The 23,567-nt window shown below is 45.6% G+C and carries 16 protein-coding genes; 1 reads left to right on the forward strand and 15 read right to left on the reverse strand.

The window, feature by feature from the left end:
- Positions 1-52: 52 nt before the first annotated feature.
- A complete protein-coding gene (locus PSTEL_RS22830) occupies positions 53-601 on the reverse strand; it encodes a flavin reductase family protein (protein ID WP_038698931.1) in 549 nt (182 codons plus the stop codon).
- Positions 602-635: 34 nt separating this feature from the next.
- On the reverse strand, positions 636-1,334 hold the full coding sequence (locus tag PSTEL_RS22835; RefSeq protein ID WP_038701535.1) for an N-acyl homoserine lactonase family protein: 699 nt from the start codon (positions 1,332-1,334) through the stop codon (positions 636-638).
- A 394-nt stretch (positions 1,335-1,728) separates the two neighbouring features.
- Here PSTEL_RS22835 and PSTEL_RS22840 point away from each other — a divergent pair, with 394 nt between their 5' ends.
- Complete coding sequence (locus tag PSTEL_RS22840; RefSeq protein ID WP_245625013.1) at positions 1,729-2,541, forward strand: DUF2785 domain-containing protein; 813 nt, start codon at positions 1,729-1,731, stop codon at positions 2,539-2,541.
- 124 nt (positions 2,542-2,665) lie between these two features.
- Here PSTEL_RS22840 and PSTEL_RS22845 read toward each other — a convergent pair whose 3' ends face one another.
- The 13 genes from PSTEL_RS22845 to cdaA form a co-directional block, all read right to left on the reverse strand.
- A complete protein-coding gene (locus tag PSTEL_RS22845; RefSeq protein WP_038694187.1) occupies positions 2,666-3,859 on the reverse strand; it encodes a transposase in 1,194 nt (397 codons plus the stop codon).
- Positions 3,860-4,420: 561 nt separating this feature from the next.
- On the reverse strand, positions 4,421-5,323 hold the full coding sequence (locus PSTEL_RS22850) for an aldo/keto reductase (RefSeq protein ID WP_038698933.1): 903 nt from the start codon (positions 5,321-5,323) through the stop codon (positions 4,421-4,423).
- 1,124 nt (positions 5,324-6,447) lie between these two features.
- Complete coding sequence (locus tag PSTEL_RS22855) at positions 6,448-7,581, reverse strand: SAVED domain-containing protein (protein WP_038698935.1); 1,134 nt, start codon at positions 7,579-7,581, stop codon at positions 6,448-6,450.
- Positions 7,582-7,610: 29 nt separating this feature from the next.
- Entirely contained in the window at positions 7,611-8,096 is a 486-nt protein-coding gene (locus PSTEL_RS27765) for a type II CBASS E2 protein (protein ID WP_156995944.1), read from the reverse strand.
- On the reverse strand, positions 8,083-9,222 hold the full coding sequence (locus PSTEL_RS22860; protein ID WP_038698937.1) for a nucleotidyltransferase domain-containing protein: 1,140 nt from the start codon (positions 9,220-9,222) through the stop codon (positions 8,083-8,085). The genes PSTEL_RS27765 and PSTEL_RS22860 overlap by 14 nt, the downstream gene beginning before the upstream one ends.
- 79 nt (positions 9,223-9,301) lie before the next feature.
- Positions 9,302-12,439, reverse strand: a complete 3,138-nt coding sequence (locus PSTEL_RS22865) for a type I restriction endonuclease subunit R (protein WP_038698939.1) — start codon at positions 12,437-12,439, stop codon at positions 9,302-9,304.
- A gap of 16 nt (positions 12,440-12,455) precedes the next feature.
- Entirely contained in the window at positions 12,456-13,733 is a 1,278-nt protein-coding gene (locus tag PSTEL_RS22870; protein ID WP_052098891.1) for a restriction endonuclease subunit S, read from the reverse strand.
- The gene (locus PSTEL_RS22875; RefSeq protein WP_038698941.1) at positions 13,723-15,246 is read right to left on the reverse strand and encodes a class I SAM-dependent DNA methyltransferase; all 1,524 of its coding nucleotides are present in this window, start codon (positions 15,244-15,246) and stop codon (positions 13,723-13,725) included. The genes PSTEL_RS22870 and PSTEL_RS22875 overlap by 11 nt, the downstream gene beginning before the upstream one ends.
- 13 nt (positions 15,247-15,259) lie before the next feature.
- Positions 15,260-16,945, reverse strand: coding sequence for a restriction endonuclease subunit S (locus PSTEL_RS22880; protein WP_084065276.1), 1,686 nt, complete (start codon positions 16,943-16,945; stop codon positions 15,260-15,262).
- A gap of 363 nt (positions 16,946-17,308) precedes the next feature.
- Complete coding sequence (glmS, locus tag PSTEL_RS22885) at positions 17,309-19,141, reverse strand: glutamine--fructose-6-phosphate transaminase (isomerizing) (protein WP_038698943.1); 1,833 nt, start codon at positions 19,139-19,141, stop codon at positions 17,309-17,311.
- Positions 19,142-19,741: 600 nt separating this feature from the next.
- Positions 19,742-21,082: a phosphoglucosamine mutase gene (glmM, locus tag PSTEL_RS22890; RefSeq protein WP_038698945.1), complete on the reverse strand. Its 1,341-nt coding sequence runs from the start codon at positions 21,080-21,082 to the stop codon at positions 19,742-19,744.
- 88 nt (positions 21,083-21,170) lie between these two features.
- Positions 21,171-22,604 (reverse strand): CdaR family protein, encoded by a 1,434-nt coding sequence (locus PSTEL_RS22895; protein ID WP_052098896.1) that lies wholly within the window; start codon positions 22,602-22,604, stop codon positions 21,171-21,173.
- On the reverse strand, positions 22,597-23,424 hold the full coding sequence (cdaA, locus tag PSTEL_RS22900; protein WP_038698947.1) for a diadenylate cyclase CdaA: 828 nt from the start codon (positions 23,422-23,424) through the stop codon (positions 22,597-22,599). The genes PSTEL_RS22895 and cdaA overlap by 8 nt, the downstream gene beginning before the upstream one ends.
- Between the last annotated feature and the right edge of the window lie 143 nt (positions 23,425-23,567).

The raw sequence follows: 23,567 nt of genomic DNA on the forward strand, positions 1-23,567 counted from the left end.
GCTTCAACGCTCGCCTACCCGGTACTGCATTACGTCTGCCACCCCACTCTTCTTAGATCAAAGTCTTACCTACTGACCACGCATCAGCAATGACGTCACCGACTTTTATATACTTTCTTTGATAAACATCAAAAAGCAGCGGCTTTGCCAATGAAATATCCAAATTATTATCTACTATGCTGTCTTCATTCCAATAGGTATTTTTAACCGTACACACATAGACATTATGATTAGGCATATCAACGATTTCTACCACTTCACACTCCATGCAGGCAGAGGCCCCATTAATCATAGGAGCACCTTTCAAATCTCCATAGAAACTCTCAAATACGCTAGATTTGTCAACTTTCGCTCCGGAAACCATCCCTACATAATCCGCTTTAGCTACCATCTCCTCGGAAAGGACATTGATACTCATGGTCCTATTGTCCTTTAGCCCTTTATTGGAGTATTGAATCTTTCCAACACTTACCAATACAGTTTGACTATCCAGCATACCTGTGTTGGCAACCGTAATATAATTGACTTTACCATCAAACTCCGTGCCGATCACTACCAATGGTATGGGGCTGAGCGCTACCTTTGCATCAACTTTCTTCATCACGTTCCATTACCTCCAAGAAATATTTCGCACTTTATTGATAATACTCGGGCGATTTTTTCAGGTGCGGCCATTGCACAGGATCATGTCCAAATACCACTAGATTGACATTATGTTCTTTTTCTAGTGCTTTCAGTTTTCTAATGCTATTAGTCTTCATCTGGGCTTCTTTATCAAGATCATTGGCTTGCTCAGACAAGTATTCATCCTGACGGAAAACCGCATCTCCAGTAATAATCACACTACCTAAGGTAGGGAGTTTCACTAAAACCGATTGATGTCCAATCATATGACCGGGTGTATGAATCAAATGAATACCTGGCACAAGTTCGAAGTCACCTTCAATCACCTGATAATTAAGATGGGGCAAGTCCCAATATTTCCTGTACGTTTCGAGACGACTGTTTGCACCGCTTTTAGCAAGATCATAATGCTCTTGTTGTATCAGGTATGTCGCATTGGAAAAAAGATCATGATAACCACAGTGATCCGGGTCCAGATGTGTACATATTACGTAATGAATATCACTTGGGGCTAAGCCAATAGATAAAAGCCGCTTTTCAACGGTATCTTCTTCCTCTGCCAATAAATTCCCCGAAAAAGGGTCCTCCTTTCTGAAGCCTGTGTCCACTAAAATGTTTTTGCCATCATCCGTCTGAATTAAGAATCCAGGAACCGGAATTTTAGTTGTCTTATCTAAGACAAATCCATATTGATAAATATAAAGTTTCACCAATGCACCTCTCTTTCGAATAATACACTTATGCCTATTAATTCCTGAATATTACATTCTATTGTAAAAAAAATCTATGATATGTTTATCTTCCCAATCCCTTCTACTAAAAGAAAAAAGCAGGAACTCTTCGCAAGTTCCTACTTTCCGTTTAATTGGATGTTATTATTTGGGTTGACTTAAACAATAAAACGGCGGCATCCATAGATAAAAATCTTTGGATCGCCGCTGTATTTAACGCTCTTTCCCGTGAACACAATATTTTGGCTATTCATAATCCTTTAATCACGAATAATGATACCCGGTTGGCAACCTCTTCCTTGTTCATCTTCGTTTTTCCGGTAGCCCATTGTAAGGCCCCTGTATAGCTGCTGCGACATTTCATATTCGGCTGTTGGTAAAAATCACAAATTGCCAAAACGAGCTGGTAAATCGTATCGAATTCAAATTTCACTTGATACAAGAAATGATAGATAATATCGGTTCTATGGATGCCCAATTACGTGATGAGCTAATTTATACTACCTTATCACATTGGATTCCTGGTAATTTTCCAACTGCAAACGAACTAGAACAACTTCTGCCAGTTGTTTTGGATAACAACCATTTGCTTTTTAAGCTTGGTGAAACAAATATAGACTCTGTCTTCACTCGATCTTTCTCTATGCTAGTCATACCGCTCCTCTTCATGAGGCATAAAGAATCACCATTTCTCTCAAGAGAACAAATCCATCAGATAAAAGAGAAAGTGTTTTACAATGTACAAAACGAGCAAGATTACCGTGGGTATGACGAAGAAAAAGGCTGGGCTCATGCCATAGCCCACGCAGCAGATGCTTTAGACGATTTGGCTCAATTTTCCGAACTGGATAAAAACGACCTCTTAATCATCCTCGATTTGCTTTACGAAAAGATGACCATAACAGATCGAATTTACTCCTACGCGGAAGATGAGAGAATGGTAAACTCCGTAATTAGTGTTTTAAATAGAAAAGTACTTAGTCAGACTTATGTAGAGCAATGGATTCAAAGTTTTGGTGATGTGGAGATAAATCCAGAATTTCTTCCTGCCTTTAAGCAAAAAAATAATATAAAGAACTTTTTAAAAAGTTTATACTTTCGAATTAAGTTTTACAAAGTAGATGCCGATCTCTGCCCAATTATCGAACATACATTATATAAAGTAGAAAAAGTATACTATTCCTAATTGAGCATTTTGCATAATTCATATTTTGATTTAAAGTCAAAGTTAGGTTACAACGAAATCTCAGTGTTGTGAGAGTGGAGTGAAAAATAGACAGACGGACAGAATTTCAATGAATCGGAAGTTTTTAAGCGGCGTTCTGTACTCGTTGCTTCGCAATGGCAAGCGCAGAGGCAAGTAACACAATCGCATTTAAATATTGGTGAGTTGTCACTTTTTGAATCCCCCAGACGTGAAGCTGGTCTGCAGTTAAATAGGTCTTCATTCGAGAATTGCAGCGTTCTACACTGGTTCGTTTATTGTAAAGTTCCTTCCAGCCTCGGCTTTCCCGATGCGGTAGCGCATAACGCCGGAGATCCGTTTGACTGTTGATTTTAACCACCATTCCATAATTGGAGGACGAACAAGCGGCCATACCCAAAGGACAATCCACTTGACCTGTCGCATGTGGACAACGGAATTTTAAATGCACCTTTTCCTGTCCCCAATACGTCATGGGAAATCCCATCGAACAACAGGGCGTGCCTTTGCGGGTAATCCCCGCTGGCGGTTCCTTTTCATTCCGTGGATTCAGCGGAATAATGGCTTGCGCCTTGACGTTCCGGGCGGCCTCGTAGTTTTTTATTTGGTCGTAGCCCGCATCCAGCATGAAGAATTTCACTTTAGATTTCGCAGCGACAGTCGTCATGAGTGCAGGCCCTTCGTCTCCGTCGTTCACATGGGCAGAGGTCACCTTGAGCGCCATGGGAAGTTCACTTTTGGCATCGACGGCCAGATGCAACTTATAGCCAAACCACTTGACTTTGTTGCCAAAGGTGTCAAACTTGGCACCCCAGTTGGCATTGCCGGTGAGTTCACTTTTTCGCTTGGGTTCCTTTTTCTCGTAAGCGTGAATAGCGGCGCTGTCGATAGCGACATGAGTTCCGTCGATGATTCCAGCTTCTTGGCACTGAGTCACAAGATCCTCAAACAACTGCTTGGCAAGGCCTTTGCCAGTCAACTCGGCAAAGACTCGACTTAATGTAGAAATCGAAGGAGCGGGGATATCCAGTCGAAGCCCACATTGGTAACGGAAACGGAGGTCAAACTTTAGTCTGCGCGCTAGGCCGGTGAACGTATCGATATTCTCTAAAGGAGCTGCGAGTAGCGCGCGAAGAATGCCTTGACGACAGTGTCCGTCTGCTCCTCGGGGTGAGGGATTTCTCAATTCTCTTGCGTAAGGTCGCAGGTCCAAAGCGCTGAAAAAGATGGGCAATCGCTCTTTCGATTCGATTTTTTGAAGCTCTTCAAAGGAAAATAGACTTTCTTGGAGAATATACATAGTGACTTCACTCCCTTGGGTTTTCTCGTTTGGTCACTTGAAAACTTCTCCAAGTTGGGGTGAAGTCCTTTTTTATGCTCAAAATTGCTTTGTGTAACAAGGGCTTAGATTAATGCAAAATGCTCAATTAAGAAAAAAGCGAGGGATAAAGCACCCTCACTTGTGTCGGGACTGACCCCAGAACGTGAGACAAATCCCTTCAGACAGCTAGATATACCAGAAAAAGCGCCTCTCGGGGACGCGGGGACGTTCACGCCAACCGCTCCGTCCAGGCGCCGAACCATTTCATGCACAATCATATTGCCACCCCAATCCCAGGGTCATAGTCTTTGTCTGAAGCTTTGGGCGGGTTCCAGCAAAACAAATTGTCGTGTCGTCGGATTCCAGCCGAACAAATAACGTTTCTGTCCATCAGATACGGATTTGGCCGTATAAGAAGCCTGCCGTGTTCGAGGCCTTCACGATAACTTTCTCTCCAGCCATGCAGGTAAAAGAGTTTGAACTCCCCGTCTTCGTAGTAAGGGATAAGCTCTGCTCTCACATACTCTTAGTGGTCTTGGACTACCACAACTTATACCCTGCTTCTATAAGGATTTTGTACCATTGTTCACGGGTCATTTCCTCACCGCTAGCCGATCGGATGGCCCGTTCTATGCGCTCCTTTTTTCCGGTTCTCAGCACTATGGCGGGGTTGGACGAGTGTCTGAAGATCCATTTATATACGACTTCGTCGACAGTTTCTAGTTTAAGTTCCTGCCGGATGTCCTCCAGAACATTCTTCATGCTTTCCTCTTTCGGATTGTCCGGTTTAAAAATTCTCCCTCCTGCCAGTGGTGACCAAATCATCGGAGAAATGCCTGCTTTAAGGCAATGCGTCATTATGCCATTGAGGTAATTTTCAATGCCCAAAGGATTGAGCATGAATTGGTTCGTGACAAATTGAATGTCGGTATACTTCTGCAGAGCATCAAATTCAAGGGGATTATGGTTGGACAAGCCAAAATATTTGACTTTCCCCTCGTTTCTAAGCTGCTGGAGCGTTTCATTAAGCTCGGACGGATCGATTAACAGGTCAAACATATGAATCAGTAAAAGATCAACATAATCGCAGCGAAGCTTATCCAATGATTCATTTACCTGTGTCAAAATATATTGTTTATCCGTGTTGAAGAAGCGCGTTTTAATGCCTGGATTCTTGTCATTCGGAACACAGATGTCGCACTTGGTAACGATTTGGATCTTCTCCCGCAGGGATGGTTGCATGCGCAGCGCCTCTCCAAACAGCTCCTCGTTTCTATGATCGCCCCCGTAAATATCTGCATGGTCAAAAGTTGTAATCCCTCGTTCCACGCACCATTCTATGAACTGGACGATTTCCATAGTGCTTAATTTCCAGTCGTTCATCCTCATGCACCCGATGACTATCTTAGAGATAGAAAGCTGTTTGTTTAATTGAACTCGCATTTTGGTCAACCACCTTCTGATCAGAATAGATTCCGTTGTCCATGCTGACTTCCACCCTTGCTAAATTAAAAAAGCCCGATCTTGCGACTCCTGATGAATTCTTGTCCTCTGGCATAACATACTTTTTTTAGGCACAACATTCGCACTACTCTCTGTATAAACGTTGCGTGAATTGATCTCCGTGATTGGATTTAACAATTTCGCCTAGTCATTAAGCAGGGAATATTAATGCTATGATTCTTGCAGTTTGTTGCAAGGTCTCCTCCCCTTAGTTTTCATTAGCACAAGACAAATGTAATTTTGAATACTCCTCTAGCGAAAGAAAGCGCTTCCATAAGTCACTGCCAACAAATTCGCAAATTCAATTTACAATATCACAAATGCTTCGTCAAGACTTTTTTTTGTAAATACATAAGTAAACATATGCACACTAAAAATGCTATTTTCATTATAATAATGTAAAATTCATTCATTCATCCGCTAAAACAACGGATTAATAGCCTTGTATCATAGGTTAGTCAGAAAAACGAATATACACCGTCTTACTTCATCTGTGCATTTATTCAATTATTTTTTCGCAAATAAACAATTCGGATTTTACTATTTACTTGCAGTTCAATTGTGAGTATGCCGAGGATGGGGTCTAAACCGTACGCTACTCTCATGTATCGCAGGATTTTAAGTCCTATGCGCCACTTATCATATCTCTTCGTGTTAATGAATGCATTCTGATCTATTTAACAACCCGTGCAACCAATCCCAACAACTTTAATGTTATGAACCCAGATAAAAAACGAGCCATCCCCTAAACAGGACGGCTCGTAATAGTTCCACACTTTTTTACTGGTTCCCGACTTTTATTTCACTGGTGTCTGAAGAAAATAAAGTATTAGACTGGGGGTTGTTGATCTGACGCGGTTTTTTGGTTACAAAATCGTCAGGTATTGAGAAATAAGTTGTAGACTAATATTATCGGATGGGCGTATCGATGGATAATTTGTGAAAATAAAGTATTAGACTCATATCACAATTGAGTCAAACATTGTAGCTGCGACAATAACTATCTCTAAGTCACAGACTAACAACTATCAATAATACAGTTTTATATAAAATAACCATCTCAATTATTTGCTATAAGTTACTTCAAATGCCTTTATAAAACCACCTATTTTACGATTTTCATCATACACGTGTAATGGAAGATCAGCTTTAGGCATCCATATACGACCGATTTCGATCGCTATTGCAACTGGTGCGGCTGGAAAAATATGCAATACATTCTCATGACCATGTAACGATTTTATTTTATCCAATGTTAATCTTAGTTCCTCTCGAAACCTCCTAAGTTGCTGTTTACTCTTAAGAAAATCATTATTAGGTCTTTCTATCGTCAATGTCCAAATGGAAATATTATCGCCTAAAACACCTTGTATTCGAGAATTATCTATTGTTGCGCTTAAAGATAAATTCAAGGCAACTGTTTGTTTATATTCTTGTGGTTCCTTCAATATATACTTAAAGTCTTCATTGTGACCTTGCCATTTCCAGTCTGGGGGTTCTCTATGTAGTTGATACACTTCTACTGATGGAATATCGGAGAGTAACACCCCCAATTCAATGAGTAATGGCTGTGGGGCAAGCGCGAAAACGGAAAACATTTTCACTAATCCTTCGTTAAGTCTAGGTTTGACTTTATCAGCGAACTGCCGTCGTAAACTTTCACGTTCCATCAGCCAGTAAAATTCCTCATGATCCTGAAAAGGACTATTTACTAAACTTAATTCTATTCCTGGCTTTTCAGCAGGGTAATTCTCCGGAAACATTGCAAATGCCGCCTTGTCCCAACTAACCGGAGCACTATGTTCTCCGATATTTGCTCCATAGAGAAGTATATGACTTCTGAGATCTTCAGATATTGATGTTACCATCTCTATCCTTTGCTCATGAGTTCTTTTCATCTCAAGGAGTCTATCTTCTGTATGACCTACTACATCTTCCTTGTCAATTAGCCGATGATGTTCATCACACATTAACATAAGGTTTGAAATATCGTTCTTAAGTAACTCCGAGCGAACCTTATCTCCACGCGGCCCATCAGGGCTATCTGCTACAATATGAGCAATGTAGGAAATATTAAACTCAACCTTAGTTAGACTATCTACCCAAAGAGGCTTATTACACCCTTTGTATTGACATCTACCTGCAGCTTTACCCCAAAGTCTAACTTTTACTCTCTCTGGAATATAGGAAACGGACATGGTATATTTCCTCCAAACACTAAGAATTATTATTTATAATCATAATCGTCCTTGCAGTAATAAGCAGGGGGATGTATCCCTTTACCTTCCCATTTACCAGTTAATAGCCAGATTTCATAGAAGTATAGCCAAAGGGTAGTCCATGGAATTATTGATTTATGTAACCACTGAATTTTCCTCCATTCTTTTAATTTTGGATAGTATAAGCATAGTGTCTTTTGTCTGTACATATGTGGTATGTCTTTTCCATCTCTTTTTTGTAATTTGGGAGATAGCACCTGTACAGAAGGCCCCTTATCCTCTGTAAACTCCATCTGAACCTTGTAGACACAACTCAATTCAGTTGGCTGCAATTCTCCAGTCCAGACAAGTTTATTATCGCATATACTAATTGTTGAATCTGGGTATACCCGTTTCAAAGCAAAGGCCTGTTCAGACAATGAAATTCTAAACCCACGGAAAAACTTTTTAGCAGCTCTGTTTCTCCGCTTTACTTTAGGTTTACGGTGTGCCATAGAAAGTGTTTTTACTAATTGGTATCGTGTGAGGCACGGTAGTTGCTGCTAAAATACTACCATTCGCTAAGACTCCAAGTTTCCCCTTTTCTCTAAGTGCCTGTTTATATTGGGCCTCTTTAGTAAAACTTTTTTCTATGAGGTCCTTACCAAAATAATTAGACAAGTAGTTACCAGTTTCGAGTAATCCGGCTCCTTTCAATTTAGGAAGCTCTACCCAGTAGTTATGGAAATCACCAATGAATTTTTTAAAAGCAACATACAGCTCTGGATTCTGATCCCATCGTTCACTGAAGATCTCTTTATGATTTGTAGGGTTTAAAACTACTATAGATTCGTCATTTTTAGTTAATTGATTAATTCCTTGGAGAATCCCCAACAACGCCTCATAAACACTACCTTGCTTTTGGTAATGTTGTGCTGCAAGAGTAGTGAGAATAACACTGATGGGAGCGTGTTCGCTATCTTCTTTAAAATACAAATCTCTTCCACGTTTTAGCAATTGAACTGCACGCTTTAAAGGTGGTTTTATTTCAACGGGTTCAGATTCTGGTAACGGTTGAATTTCGGCACTTTTCTCGAAATATTCATTTTTGATAAAGTCATTCGCAATTTTATCGAACCAAGTTGCATACCCCTTTGGATTGCTATCTTTCCAACCACCAGTTATACTATCTGGTACTTTAACACAGTAAGGAGCATGCCCTATTGTAGGTCGAGCAGGCAATATATCCATGTGATAATTACTTGCATATGTTAAGCGTATACATCTATTTTTCTTGCTCACCATGGAACTATATACTCCGTGACTTAGCAATATCTTCTCAAGTAAATTAAGAAGTTCCATTGGATCATTAAAAGTTTCTTCATTCCCATCAATCTCTAAAACACAATCAAGATCGAATTCTTGCTCTTTGAGCGGCTTTACAGTTGTACCTATACGAAGCGAACCTTGTGGGTATATAACGAGTCTAGCATCCTTAAATTTATCATGCTCCGACAATACATTGGCTACAGCATTATATGAGGTTTCGGCATCTGAATACTGAGTTTGTGTTAATTGTATTTCCATACCAATTCGATGAAGTAAATCTTCCATTTGTGTTGAATAAGTAATATTAGCCATAATATTTATCTCCTGACCATTGTGGTTATTAAATTAAGGGCGTAGCTAATAGGTTCCATTTAGCTACGCCTGATGTCTGTTAGTATTTAAATTCTTCTGTCTCTGCCTGTGCCATCAACTCCGCCTGTTGAAGCACCAAATCAATTGCCAATTTTTCAAGATCTGGCGGATATCCGTATTTCTTCAGTAGTCGCTTAACCGTAATCCGCATCTGAGCCCGGACATTCTCCCGGAGAGTCCAGTCCACCTTAATATTGTTTTTGATAGCTTGAGTCAACTCGTGTGCGATTTGCTTGAGAACCAGATCCCCCATTAGCTCCTTGGCCGACTCATTAGAAGCTAGCGCATCATAGAATGCTACTTCTTCCTTAATGAGCCCTAGATCTTCACCTCGCTTGACGGCTGCGTTCATCTCTTTAGCCATCTGAATGAGCTCTTCAATGACCTGCGTCGTCTCAATTGTCCGATTGTTGTATTTCCGAATGGCTTCATCGAGCATTTCAGAGAATTTTTTCGACTGCACGATGCTTGTGCGAGATACAGCCTTCACCTTCCCTTGAAGGAGTCTTCTGAGCAGTTCGACAGCGAGGTTCTTTTGCTTCAAACCGCGAACATGCTCCAAGAACTCATTCGATAAAATCGCAATGTTAGGCTTCTGTAAGCCCACCGCTTCGAGGATATCGACAACTTCATCAGACATGACCGACTTGGAAATCAGCTGATTGAGCTCCGCATCCAACTCATTAGTCGTTTTCTTTTTGTTCTCCGTGGTAATGATTTTGACGATGCCTGATTTCACAGCTTTGTAGAAGCTGATCTCCAGGTTAACCGACTCCGCGGCCTCTGTCGTTGCGCATAGCGCATAAGCCTTCGCCAGCTCTGTTGTCCAATTAACAAAATTGCGTTTGCCTTGATCGCCGAGCCCAAGCACATAGTCAACAGTCTCAACAATTGCCTTCATCCGTTCGGAAGCTTTCTCCGACGAATATTTCGAAAATTCATGTCCATGCAATTGTTCGCGAATGAGCTGTATACGCTCCAACATGAAATCAACTGCTTGGTCCGTATCAATTCCTGCAGTCTTGCGGTCATTTTCCGTGTATTGCTGGAGTGCCGACTTCAACATATCCGCAATGCCGATATAGTCTACGATCAAGCCACCTGGCTTGTCACGGAATACGCGGTTAACACGGGCAATAGCCTGCATAAGATTATGACCCTTCATCGGCTTATCAATATACATCGTGTTCATGCTTGGCACGTCAAACCCGGTCAACCACATATCCCTCACGATGACGATCCCCAGCGGGTCATTTAAATCCTTCATTCGTTTGGCCAGATGCTCACGGCGCCGTTTTGTCCCGATATAGGGCTGCCATTCCGCAGGGTCGCTTGAGCTTCCGGTCATGACGATTTTGATTTTACCTTCGTTGTCGTCATCACTATGCCAGTCCGGGCGAAGAGCGATAATCTCCTTGTAGAGATCGATCGCAATGCGCCGCGACATGACGACGATCATGGCTTTGCCGAATATGGCCCCTTGGCGCTGCTCATAATGCTCAACCATATCCTTTGCGACCTTTTTGATCCGTTTCTCCGCACCGGCAAGCGCTTCAAGACGCGCCCATCTGGACTTAAGCTTCTCTTGCTGAGTATACTCCTGATACTCGGTAATCTCTTCGTATTCATCATCGATAACCGGCCGCTCTGTATCCGACAACTCCAACCGGGCGATCCGGCTCTCATAGTAAATCTTGACGGTCGTCCCATCCTCTACAGCGCGGGTCATGTCATAAATATCAATATAGTCACCAAATACAGCTGGAGTGTTCTTATCCGTCAACTCAACCGGTGTTCCAGTATACCCGATATAAGAAGCGTTCGGTAAGGCGTCACGCATATATTTCGCATAGCCGTACTTGATGTTGGCTTCCTCATCCGATGTGACCATTTCCGCCTGAAAGCCGTATTGACTGCGATGTGCTTCGTCCGCCATTACGATGACATTACGACGGTCTGTGAGGACAGGATACTGGGATTCGCCTTCTTCAGGTGAGAACTTATGCACGGTTGTAAAAATAATCCCGCCCGATTCTACCGACAGCAGCTGCTTTAAGTGAGTACGGTCTTCGGCGTGTTGCGGAGTTTGGCGGAGCAAGTCATTCGACTTGCTAAATGTGGCATACAACTGATCATCCAGATCATTACGGTCTGTTACAACGACAATCGTCGGGTTATCAAGAGTCAGGACCAGTTTACCTGCATAGAAGACCATTGATAGGCTTTTACCAGAACCCTGCGTATGCCAGATGACGCCGATCTTGCGGTCGCCTTCTTCCAGTGTCGCTCTTTCTGTAGCCGCAATCGCCTTATTCGTGGCATGATACTGATGGTATCCGGCCAATATTTTGAATAGATGTTCACCATCTGTCTGAAATAAAACAAAATGCTTGATGATGTCGAGCAGCCGGTTTTTCTCGAACATGCCCTTAATCAGCACTTCGAGCTGCGGCAGGGAGGAGGATGCAACATCCTCTCCATCAATGGTTCGCCACATCATGAATCGTTCCTCGTCAGCCGTCAGTGTCCCTACTCTGGCATTGACCCCGTCACTGATGACCATAAAGGAATTGTATGTGAATAGGGACGGGATCGCCTTTTTATAAGTCTGCACCTGATTATACGCATCACTGATTCCCACTTCTTCATTTGAAGCGCTCTTCAGCTCCAGAACCGCTATCGGAAGGCCATTGACGAACACCACAACATCCGGGCGTTTATCGACCTGGTTCTCAATCACCGTAAACTGATTCACCACAAGAAAATCATTATTGTCAACGCGGTCCGGATGCGTATCAAACAACCGGACTTTCTCGGTCGGATAATCGCCGTTGGCGTTCCGATACTGGACATCGATGCCGTCCGTAATCATCTTCTGGATTGCTTTGTTGTTGATCATCAAGCTTGGACTGCGAGGCACTTCGATGATACGAATTGCTTCCTCGATGGCCTCACGCGGCAGATGCTTGTTAATACGGATAAGGGCTTCACGTAGGCGTTCTTCTAGGATGACGTCCTGATAAAACTGCCTTTCAGGGTATTCTCCTTCAGGTGAAATCTCCGGACCGTAGGCTTTGTTGTAGTTCAGTTCTTCGAACCATTCCAGAGCCGCTTGTTCCAAGTCGCTCTCGGTGTAGGATGTGGTGTATAGGGCCATGGTGCACCTCCTTTAGTTAGGTAGTGGAGTATTGGGCGTTACTTTCGGCTGCCAGGGGCAGGTCGGAAGATTGAGAAATGGGATATTCCTTATTCAAGGGAACTCGGACTTCTCCTGACATGAGTTTGGGGAGGAGAGAGTCGCGAATGTCCGCCAATTGCTTATTCTGTAAGCCAAGCCCAGATATCTGTTCAAATATCGCTTCTACTGTTTTACTGAATAGTGTGATGATTGATTTATTCCCTACGGGCATTCTATAATTCAAGGTTGCTTTAGGTTTTGCCCTTTGACGGCTGTTAGTAGATCCGGTTGTATTGCTGATAAGGAATTGATAAAACGATTCAGAGTTAAATACAGAATAACAGAATGCAAAAGTCTCCGGATCTTTGGGTAAATAATTCATGAATTCTGTAGAACAAATTGTATCTTCAGTTATACAGTAGGGCCTCCATACTCTTTTGGTTTCAGGATTTAACTTTGAAACTAGAATTGAGTTTCTATGCACCTTATACTTGTTACTCTTTATAGAAGCTCCCAGTTCAAATACAGGCAATTTACCATCATCAAAGGCAGGAATACTATAATGCTCAAACACTTTATCAGTCAGTAGATGTGGGTTAACCCCTTCAGTGCTAATATTGCAAAATTCCTCTAAAATGGAAACTCTCCACCCCTTTGGAATCAACCCCAACTCACTTTCCTCAAACTCACCTCCGCTAGACTTATAAGGTTCACCGTTTTCATTCGAGAACTCAAAATCTACAAACCAGCGTTTGAAAAGGGCTTGGGCCATTTCTTCTAGGTTTTTGTTAATGGCGTTGTTGAGTTCAATTTTATCATCGATTGCCTTTAATATTTTTGATATTCCCCTTTGTTCTGGCAACGATGGAAGTAATACTTTTACCATGTTTAGATTTGCTTTTGTAAGTTTTGGTTGTACAGACCCTGTAATATAACCGCTAATATCAGTATTATTAATGTAATAGTATAGAAAGTATAGATCGGATAGATCATTGTTTAGCAGAATATGGGCGTGATTATTAACCCAGAACTTGCCCTTAGCTATGTTAGCAATATGTTGTTTTTTTGATTTTAGATTTTCGCCATCCTCTGCAATCAATAAATATTCTCCATCAAAAAGGTAATTTTCCACATAATCAATTATCCCTTGTGCACCATAATATGGATATACCTTTTTCAATCTTTCTCTTTCCCTTGAAGATAATGGGACGCGTTTGCTATTTAGATTAACAGCTAACTCTTCGAGTTTCTTTTCTTCCCATTCAGAATTCAAACCCAATCCCCCCAAGCTGCTTGCGAATCTCATCTTCCAGATGCCGCGATTTTGCGAATCTCTCCGCCAACTCCGATGTCAGCCTTGCCATCTTATCCTCAAACGGCTCGCTGTCCTCTTCGACATCCTCAATACCTACATATCGCCCAGGAGTCAATATATACTCATGCTCCTGCACTTCCGCAAGTTTTGCAGCTTTGCAAAAACCCTTAACGTCCTCATAAACTCCGGCCTCAGTCTGTCCACGCCAGGCGTGGTAAGTATCCGCTATCTTCTTGACATCCCCCAACGTCAGCTCACGATGCGTACGGTCAGCCATTCTCCCCATTTTACGCGCATCGATAAACAGAATTTCGCCGCGATGATCACGAAGCCCTCGTGGAGCCTTATTCTTCGTCATAAACCAAAGGCAGACTGGAATTTGGGTCGAGTAGAACAACTGTCCCGGCAGCGTAACAATGCAGTCCACCAAATCCGCGTTAACCAGTTTGCTCCGAATGTCCCATTCAGCCGTTGTACTCGTAGACATCGAACCATTTGCCAACACGAAGCCGGCCACACCGCTTGGAGCCAGCTTGTTCACCATATGCTGAATCCAGGCGTAGTTGGCATTGCCTGCCGGCGGAATGCCATACGACCAACGGGCGTCATCGGTGAGTCTATCGCCGCCCCAGTCACTAATATTGAATGGAGGATTGGCCAGGATGTAATCTGCCTTCAAATTCTTGTGCAGATCATTATGAAATGTATCTGCATGATGTTCGCCCAAGTTGCTGTCGATTCCGCGGATCGCCAAGTTCATTTTGCACAGCTTCCAGGTTGTCGGGTTCGACTCTTGACCATATACAGCGATATCTCCGAGCTTACCCTGATGCTCCTCGACGAACTTCTCACTCTGAACGAACATTCCGCCCGATCCGCAGCATGGGTCATAGACACGGCCCTTGAATGGCTCAATCATCTCGACGAGCAGGCGGACAACACTGTTCGGCGTGTAAAACTCGCCGCCGTTCTTACCTTCAGCGCTGGCAAATTTGCTAAGGAAGTACTCATAAACCCGGCCAAGTACGTCTTTGGAACGACTATCTTCATCGCCAACTTTGAATGAGAACAAGTCTATAACTTCACCAAGGCGTGTTTTATCCAGAGCGGGTCTTGCATAGTCCTTCGGCAAAACACCTTTCAGCGATGCGTTCTCCTTCTCAATGTCGACCATTGCCTGGTCAATAATTTGACCAATTTCCGGCTTCTTCGCATTGTTCTTGATGTGGCTCCAACGAGCATCCTTCGGTACCCAGAAGATATTAGCGGCTACATATTCATCGCGATCTTCCGGATCCGCATAGGGTTCATTCTTCAGTGCTTCATATTTCTCTTCAAAAGCATCCGATACATATTTAAGGAATAACAGGCCTAAGACGACATGCTTATACTCTGCCGAATCCATGCTGCCCCGCAGCTTGTCGGCCATGCTCCACAATTTTTCTTCAAAACCTAGATTCGCTGTTGCCATTTTTGCTTCCTCCTCAGTAGAGCTCGCTGTAAATTTCGTTCTTTACTTGCCCCCATCTATCAGTTGCCTCACGAATCTTTTGCTTGAACCGTTCTTTTTCCTCATTATAGCGATTGACTCGATTATTCTGCTCGTCGCGGGGAAGGAGCGGGAGTTCTATTTCTCCCACATCTGAGGGATTCAAATTCAGAACGGTTGTCCCTCGCTGGAAGCTCTGGATCAGTGTCGTTCCCACCGGACTTTCCAGGAATATCCTGGCATATCCGCTAATAATGGACTCTTTAAATCGAATGACAATAATGTTGGCAGAAGCTATTACCGTTCCTTCTGTTTCTGGAAAGACAGCCAGTTTATTCACCGTGCCTCGACAAGCCATGACCAGATCACCGGGTAGGATTTCATAACGTTTGATCTTCCGCGCTTCTTCATCTATCGTCTCCAATTGATCCGTTTGCACTTCGCCCTCTTCTATGTTGGAGATATTTAATACTTTGATGTTGCCTGCTCTAAGATCTTGCTTGAGAACAGATTTGCCCCGGAATATATCTGCCACATCCCTTAATTTCACCTTAGGAACAGGCGCTTCTTGAAAAGATTTCAACGTATCTTGATCTTCATCAAGCAGCATATCTATTCGCCAGTTCTCCAGCCGTGCAAAAGCTTCAGCGTGAACTGAAATTTCTCGTTCTGGTTCCAAGAACATCTTCTGAAGCTGTAGACGACCTATAATCACTTGCTGTGAAGGCGACCTTCCAAACTCAACCTGATAAGTCTTGACCGACAGATAAGGCCGAAACAACCCATCAGGCAGCATATGTAAGGTTTGGACAGGAGTCGACTTATTTATCTGTTCTCGCCACTGCGCGTTAGGCCCGGATTGGAACAACATTCGTGCAGGGAGTGTAACACTTATTCTCCCGTTATCTTGTAACAGTGGGATTAAGTGATTGACGGCAACGCCTTCCGAGTCTCTAATAATTGCATCTTCAACCTCATCCATCTTTATTCCGAATTTCGGAATGGTTAAGATAGCGTCAACCTTCTCGGACAGAGGCAATGGTTGATAAATCGATCCCTGAATAATACGGACATTCGGATAAGACTCAAAATAAGTCTTCAACAGCTTGGCAATGATGTAATTCTCGGTTATCAACGTAATCGTAAACGGGAGCTTGTACAATTGATTTTCGGCCAGACCGCGCAAGTATTTCTCTGCTTCTGCAATCAACAGCGTTCGATAGTGGTATCGTTCACACATGTCTTTAAATCTGTTCATTAAGCTCGTATGAACAATAATCCCGCCTGTTACTCGGTCTTGCTGAATCGTCTGTATGGCATAGTCTAATAAATCCATCTCTTTGCCTACTTGATAGAGTCTAAAGAACAAATCCCGATCACCAGGAAAATGTCCAAACTCACGCTCACCCGCATACTGATTCATCCACTGGAATAGCGTTTCAGGTTCCAGAATAGAATTGTGTGCTGCACCCTGCAACTGTAACGCTCTATTCGTCTGAACAACTCGCACGGCTTCTCGTAGCAGTTGATCTCTTGTGCTAATGTTATGAAGCAAGCAAATATTCCAAAATGTTTCAATCAATATACCACCCTCTAGCACTAGGAACTTACTCCTAAATAATACCACAATAAAATCGAGTATTTCAATACTAAATAAAAGAGACAATCCTTTCAGTTCCATAGTTTAGCAGTTTCAAACGGTCGGGGACGTAATGGAATCTCACTAGAAAGACTGTGATTGCCAACCGAGGTTACAGCATGAACAATATTCTACATGAAATTGAAAGTCAGAACAGATTTGCAATGAGTTCCCAGTCGCTTTTAACCTCCAGAAATATCCTTCCTCCCGGGTAGCCCATCCTTTATTCGCAGTATTCCCCTTAAAAAAGACTAATGGCTTCGCCATTTGATTACAATAGGCGAAGCCATTAGCTAAAAATTTTATTTATTTAAATCTTAGCAATTTCAGTCCTATTTTATCCAGAAGCAAACGTATGATTAACCTTCAGACCAACTTTTATATCACTGTTCCACCCGAAATCCCTTACTCAACCGTCACGCTCTTCGCCAAATTTCTTGGCTTGTCGACATCATGGCCGAGGGCCAGGGAAGCGTAGTAAGCCAGCAATTGCGTGGTGACAATCGACAGGGCCGGAGTCAGCATCGGCAGCGTCTTCGGAATGGCAATGACCCGGTCAACCGATTTCAGCAGGTCATTGACATGCTCCTGATGCGTGATGGCTAACACTTCGCCGCCGCGAGCCTTGACTTCCTTGATGTTGCTTACCGTCTTCTCCAGCACCGCTTCCTGGGTAGCCAACGCGATAACCGGTACGCCTTCTTCAATCAGCGCGAGAGTACCGTGTTTCAACTCACCTGCCGCATAAGCTTCGGAGTGGATATAGGAGATTTCCTTCAGCTTGAGGGAGCTCTCCTGCGCAACGGCATAATCGACACCGCGGCCGAGGTAGAACAGATGCTCATGCTTCGAAATGTGTTCAGCATAAGCCTTGATGTCGTCCTTCTTCTCCAGAATGGATTCCACCTGCTCCGGCAGCGACTGCATAGCGGCCAGAATATGAGCGATTTCCTTCTCGGATTGCGTACCGCGAACCTCTGCCAAATACAGGGCAAAGAGTGCGAAGGCAATAATCTGGGAAGTATAAGCCTTGGTTGAAGCCACGGCGATTTCGGGTCCAGCCAGCGTCACGAGAACATCGTCCGCTTCACGAGCAATGGAGCTGCCGACCACGTTGGTGATAGCAAGCACATGCGCGCCGTTGGCATGGCCTTCACGAAGGGCAGCCAGTGTATCGGCCGTTTCGCCCGATTGGCTGACTACGATTACCAGCGTCTCCGGCGTCACGATTGGCGAGCGATAGCGGTATTCCGAAGCGATATCATTCTCTACCGGAATGCGAGCCAGCGATTCGATCAGATTGCGTCCGACCAGACCGGCATGGTAGGCCGTTCCGCAGGCGACGATCTGAACGTTCTTGATATTCTTGATCTGCTCTTCGGTCATCTTAAGCTCGGGCAGAATCACCTTCGTGCCTTCCGGATTCATGCGTCCCAGCATGGTGTCGCGGTAAGCCTTCGGCTGTTCATGGATCTCTTTCAGCATGAAATGCTCATAGCCGCCTTTTTCCGCGGTTACCGCATCCCAATCGACAGTAATCATTTCCCGAGAAATAAAGTTGCCTTCAATCGTCATCAGTTCGACAGCATCTCTTGACAATACAGCCATTTCGCCGTCGTTCAGGATGTACACGTTACGGGTGTATTCCAACAGAGCGGGAATGTCCGAACCAATGAAATTCTCGCCATCGCCCAAACCGATAATCAGCGGGCTGGCTTGACGAACGGCAACCAGTTTATCCGGCTCATATTCCGTCAGAACGCCCAGTGCGAACGCGCCGCGCATGAATTGGATCGCTTTTTGCACAGCCTTGACGATGTCACCATCATACTCGCGAGCGATAAGATGGGAGATAACCTCGGTGTCCGTTTCAGAGCTGAAATGACGGCCTTCCGCCATCAATTGCTCCTTGAGCTCCAGATAATTTTCGATGATGCCGTTATGAACGACAGAGAATTTATGAGTCTCATCCGTATGCGGATGCGAGTTCGCGTCCGAAGGCTTGCCATGTGTAGCCCAGCGCGTATGTCCGATGCCGGCGCTGCCGACCAGCGGATGGCCCTCCAGCTTGTTCTCCAGGTTAGCCAGGCGTCCGAGCGATTTCACGATCTGCAATCCGTCTTTCGTGAACACAGCGATGCCAGCCGAATCGTAACCGCGGTACTCCAGCTTCTTCAGACCTTCCACCAGGATTCCCTGCGAATTCTGATTACCGATATATCCTACAATACCACACATAAATAATTTCCCCCGTCCATTGGAATATAAATGAATGGCAGCATGAGGAAAGAAACGTGCCGTGCGGCATGTTTTGAGAAAAAGCAAATATTCTGTTGTCAATGCTCAACAAAATAACCTGTCAAATGTAATAACTCACAATTGGAAATGCACAGTCTTTCGCTCTGCCGCACGCAGATGATCTTCTTCCGTCATGCATACCCAAAGATAAGTCCGCATGTCATACGCCCACAAAAGCGTTGTCTGAACGGTTGCCCTGTTCGTTTTCCGCTTCCGCTTACGGTCTGGCGCTGTACCGGGAGGTCCCCGCCGAACATTTCGAACACCTCCACCTCGTCAGCTTGCTCTGCCGTGATCCGGTATCGCTAACGTCTGACTAACAGACGCCAAGATCATCCTTCTCCCCCGCGCAGCCTCAAGCTCTGGCGCTTACGTTGTGTGAACCTCACGACCCCCGCTTTCTCTTCCTGAATAAAGAACATAGTCTATTATATGCACGTACTGCCGCTTTGGCAAATGATTTACTCATGATGTCACATTTTTATTTAAAGACCGGCCCTGCCCACCTCATCCAAGCAGGACCGTAACATGATTATATGATTAGACCAGCTCGCGCTGAACAACTTCCACAATTTGGCCGACAAAAAGATCCAGCTCTTCCTTGACCGGCCCCTCCGCCATCACGCGGATCAGCGGCTCCGTACCGGAAGGACGCACCAGCACCCGGCCGTTCGAGCCCAGCTTGCCCTCTACATCCGAGATTGCCGCTTCGATAGCCGTGTTATTCGGGTAGTTGCTCTTATCCTGTACACGGACGTTGACGAGCACCTGAGGGTATTTGGTCATCATCGTTTTGAGCTCGCTCAGCTTCTTTCCGGAAGCGAGCAGCGTATCCACCAGTTGGATTGCAGTCAGAATGCCGTCTCCCGTCGTATTGTAATCGAGAAAAATAACATGGCCCGATTGCTCTCCGCCCAGGTTATAGCCGCCGCGCCGCATTTCTTCCATGACGTAACGGTCGCCGACCGCTGTCTTGGCCGTCTTCAAGGACAGCTTCTCCGTTGCTTTGTAAAAGCCGATGTTGCTCATGACCGTCGACACGATCGTGCCGTCCTTCAGCTTGCCGGTGCGGTTCATCGCATCACCGCAGATGCACAGAATGAAGTCTCCGTCGATCTCCTCGCCCTTGTCATCGATGGCGATCAGACGGTCGGCATCGCCGTCAAAGGCCAGCCCCAGATCAGCTCCGAGACGAAGCACTTCACCGCGAAGCTTCTCGGGATGGGTGGAACCGAATCCGTCGTTAATATTGAGCCCGTCCGGCTCCGCGCCAATCGCATGAACCTCGGCGCCCAACTCCTTGAAGAGCTTCGGAGCCAGCTCATAAGCCGCTCCATGCGCGCAGTCCAGAACGACCTTGAGGCCTTCGAAGCGGTGGGAAATCGTCGTCTTCAAATGATTGAGATAGTCATATTTCGACTCGGCATCCACCTTCACCGTGCCCAGGCCGGACCCGATCGGACGAGGAAGCTCGTCAATCTCTGCATCCATTAATTCTTCAATGCGCAGCTCGGTTTCATCTGAAAGCTTGAAGCCGTCTGCACCGAAGAACTTGATACCATTATCTTCAACCGGATTATGGGAGGCTGAGATCATAACCCCTGCGTCCGCTTTGAGCAGACGCGTAATGTAGGCAACGGCCGGCGTTGTCACAACGCCCAGACGGATGACTTCCGCTCCGATGGACAGCATGCCTGCCACGAGCGCCGATTCCAGCAGCGGACCGGAAATCCGCGTGTCCATTCCGATGACCACCTTGGGCTTCTCTACATTGCCTGTTAATACATATCCCCCGCAGCGTCCGATGCTGTATGCCATCTCCGCTGTCAGTTCACGATTCGCGACTCCCCGAACACCGTCGGTTCCAAAATACTTACCCATTCTTGTCTGTTCTCCTTTGTTATGCTGCTACAGCTTAATATTCGTACTATATGATTTCAGGCCCGCGTCCGTTCGCCTTGGCAAACGGCTATTGTACAGCTGGCTGTTCGGAAGCTTCTCCGACACCTTCATTGGTATTCTCAGGAGAAGCCGTTGCGGATGGCTGGGGCGAAGGCTCCGGATTATCGCCTGGCGCGGAGACGCTGTCTTCACTTCCGGTAACGGGCTCAGCACTCGGCTGAGGCGACACGGTGACGGCAGGAGCGCCCTCCGGAGTAGGCGATGGCGAAGCGTAGGTAGCCGACGTTACTTTTACCGTCACTACCGGGGCTCCCGAACCGCTCAGCTCAATGAAGCTCGGCAGCGTCACTTTAACCGGAACATCGTGGTCCCCCGCCCCCAGACTGCTTACATCGGCTACCGCCTTGATATCGTCTTTTCTCAGCCCGTCCAGCAGAGAGCTTGCTCCGGACAGTGTAAGCGATATAGTGCGGCTGGAGGGGGCTGTAAGTATCGCTGACAAGCCGCTTGCAGCCCCTTCAACGGTTACCGGGATATCCGAAATCGTCCTCTCTGCCACCTCGGAAGCGACGACCGCGACCTTTATCGTCTTCGGCGCCACCTCGCTGACGCCTTCCGGAGGCTTAAGCTCCAGCTCGACCGTCGTCGTTCCAGCCGATTTGACCGTCCCCAGATCGAGGGTAGCCTGATAGGAAGTAACGGCTTGAAGATCCTTCTCCTGCCCGTAGACGGTTATCTTGTCTGTCTCCGGCTTGACGCTTGAGAGCACCAGGGAATCCGGGAGACTCCCGGTATAACCGATGCTTAGCGGAACACTCTTGAACGGGAGCGTAACTGGCACGTCCACACTGACCGACGAAGGATCAAGCTCCGCATCCTTGATTTCGCCGCCGTCTGCGTCATAAGCCGCCAGCTTCACTTTCTTGCCCGATACGGATTCATTCAGCCCATCCAGTTCGACGACACCCTGAACCTTGGCGACACTGGCCAGCTCGCTTGCGGGGAGCGTAACCTTCACGGTTGAAGGCTCCGTAACCGGCGTTCCCGCCTGATAGCCTGCCGCCGGCGTTCCCTTGGTTACTACTGTAACGGGAAAAGACTTCTCACTCCGTTCCTCGATATGCACATGCACTTCAGCGGGATCGATCGAGATCAGCTGCACACCGCGCGGCAGCGAATACTTGAGCGAGACGGTAGCCGTACCCGGCTCCACATGGCTCAGGTCCAGCGTGACCTTATAATTGTCAGAGAAGAGGTAGGTCAGATCGTTGCTCTTGCCCATAACCTCCAAGCGGACGCTGTCGGCATCCTTTTCCAGGACGTATTTATCTTCATCCAGTCCGGTTTGTTGAATCGGAACGTTCTCGATAATCCGGGTCTCCATCCGGGCGGTCGTCTGTGTAGTCGAAGCGGTATCGATATGAACCATTGTCCACAAAATAATACTCAAGGCAAGGGCGAGCACCTTGTTGAAATTGTTGTTGTTCATCCATTTATCCATTGTTTCCGCCCCTCCACTTCCAGAAGGCGCCCCGCTTCTCCGACAGCGTAGACCGGGCCCGAAGCTCTTCGTACAGTTTGGAAATCAATGACTCTTCCTTAATATCCCGGACCACCTGGCCATTGATTGCCAGCGAGATCTGTCCGGTCTCCTCCGATACGATGACGGATATGGAGTCCGTTACCTCGGTAATGCCGATACCCGCCCGGTGGCGTGTCCCCAGCTCCTTGCTGATAAAAGGATTCTCCGACAGCGGCAAGTAGCAGGCCGCCGCCGCAATCTGGTTGCCCTGCATGATCAGCGCTCCGTCATGAAGCGGTGTATTCGGAATAAATATATTGATCAGCAGTTCGGAGCTTACATGAGAATGCATAGGGATGCCCGACTCCTTGTATTCATTCAGGCCGGTCTCCCGTTCGAACACGATTAATGCCCCTATTTTTCTCCGTGCTAAATAATTTACGGCTTTAATCACTTCTCCGATTAATTTGCTGACCTCCTCATCGTTCTCCGGCCCACGGCCAAAGAACTTCCCGCGGCCAAGCTGCTCCAGCCCACGGCGAAGCTCCGGCTGAAAGATGATGAAGACAGCCAGCACCCCGAAGGTGAACATCTGGTTCATCAACCATTTTAACGTATAGAGATCAAAGAGCGTGCTGAACGCCCAGATAAGGAACAGTACAAAAATCCCCTTCAGAAGCTGAATCGCACGGGTACCGCGGACCATGTTCAGCACTTGGTATATGATATAGCTGACGATCAGGATATCGATGACATCCTTTATCGACTCTTTCCAGGTCAGGTCCGTAAAATAGCTCATCGCTTAAAACCCCCATCACTTCATATTAGCCGGGTTTATGTAAAAGTTCTGTTAATTGTGTAACATATCTAGGTTATAACGTTCACGTTCATGATGCAAGTTTAGGCCAGTCCAGTGCCTGATCGGAATATTTTGCCTGAAAA

Origin of the sequence: Paenibacillus stellifer, from assembly GCF_000758685.1 — a bacterium.
GTDB lineage: Bacteria > Bacillota > Bacilli > Paenibacillales > Paenibacillaceae > Paenibacillus_AQ > Paenibacillus_AQ stellifer.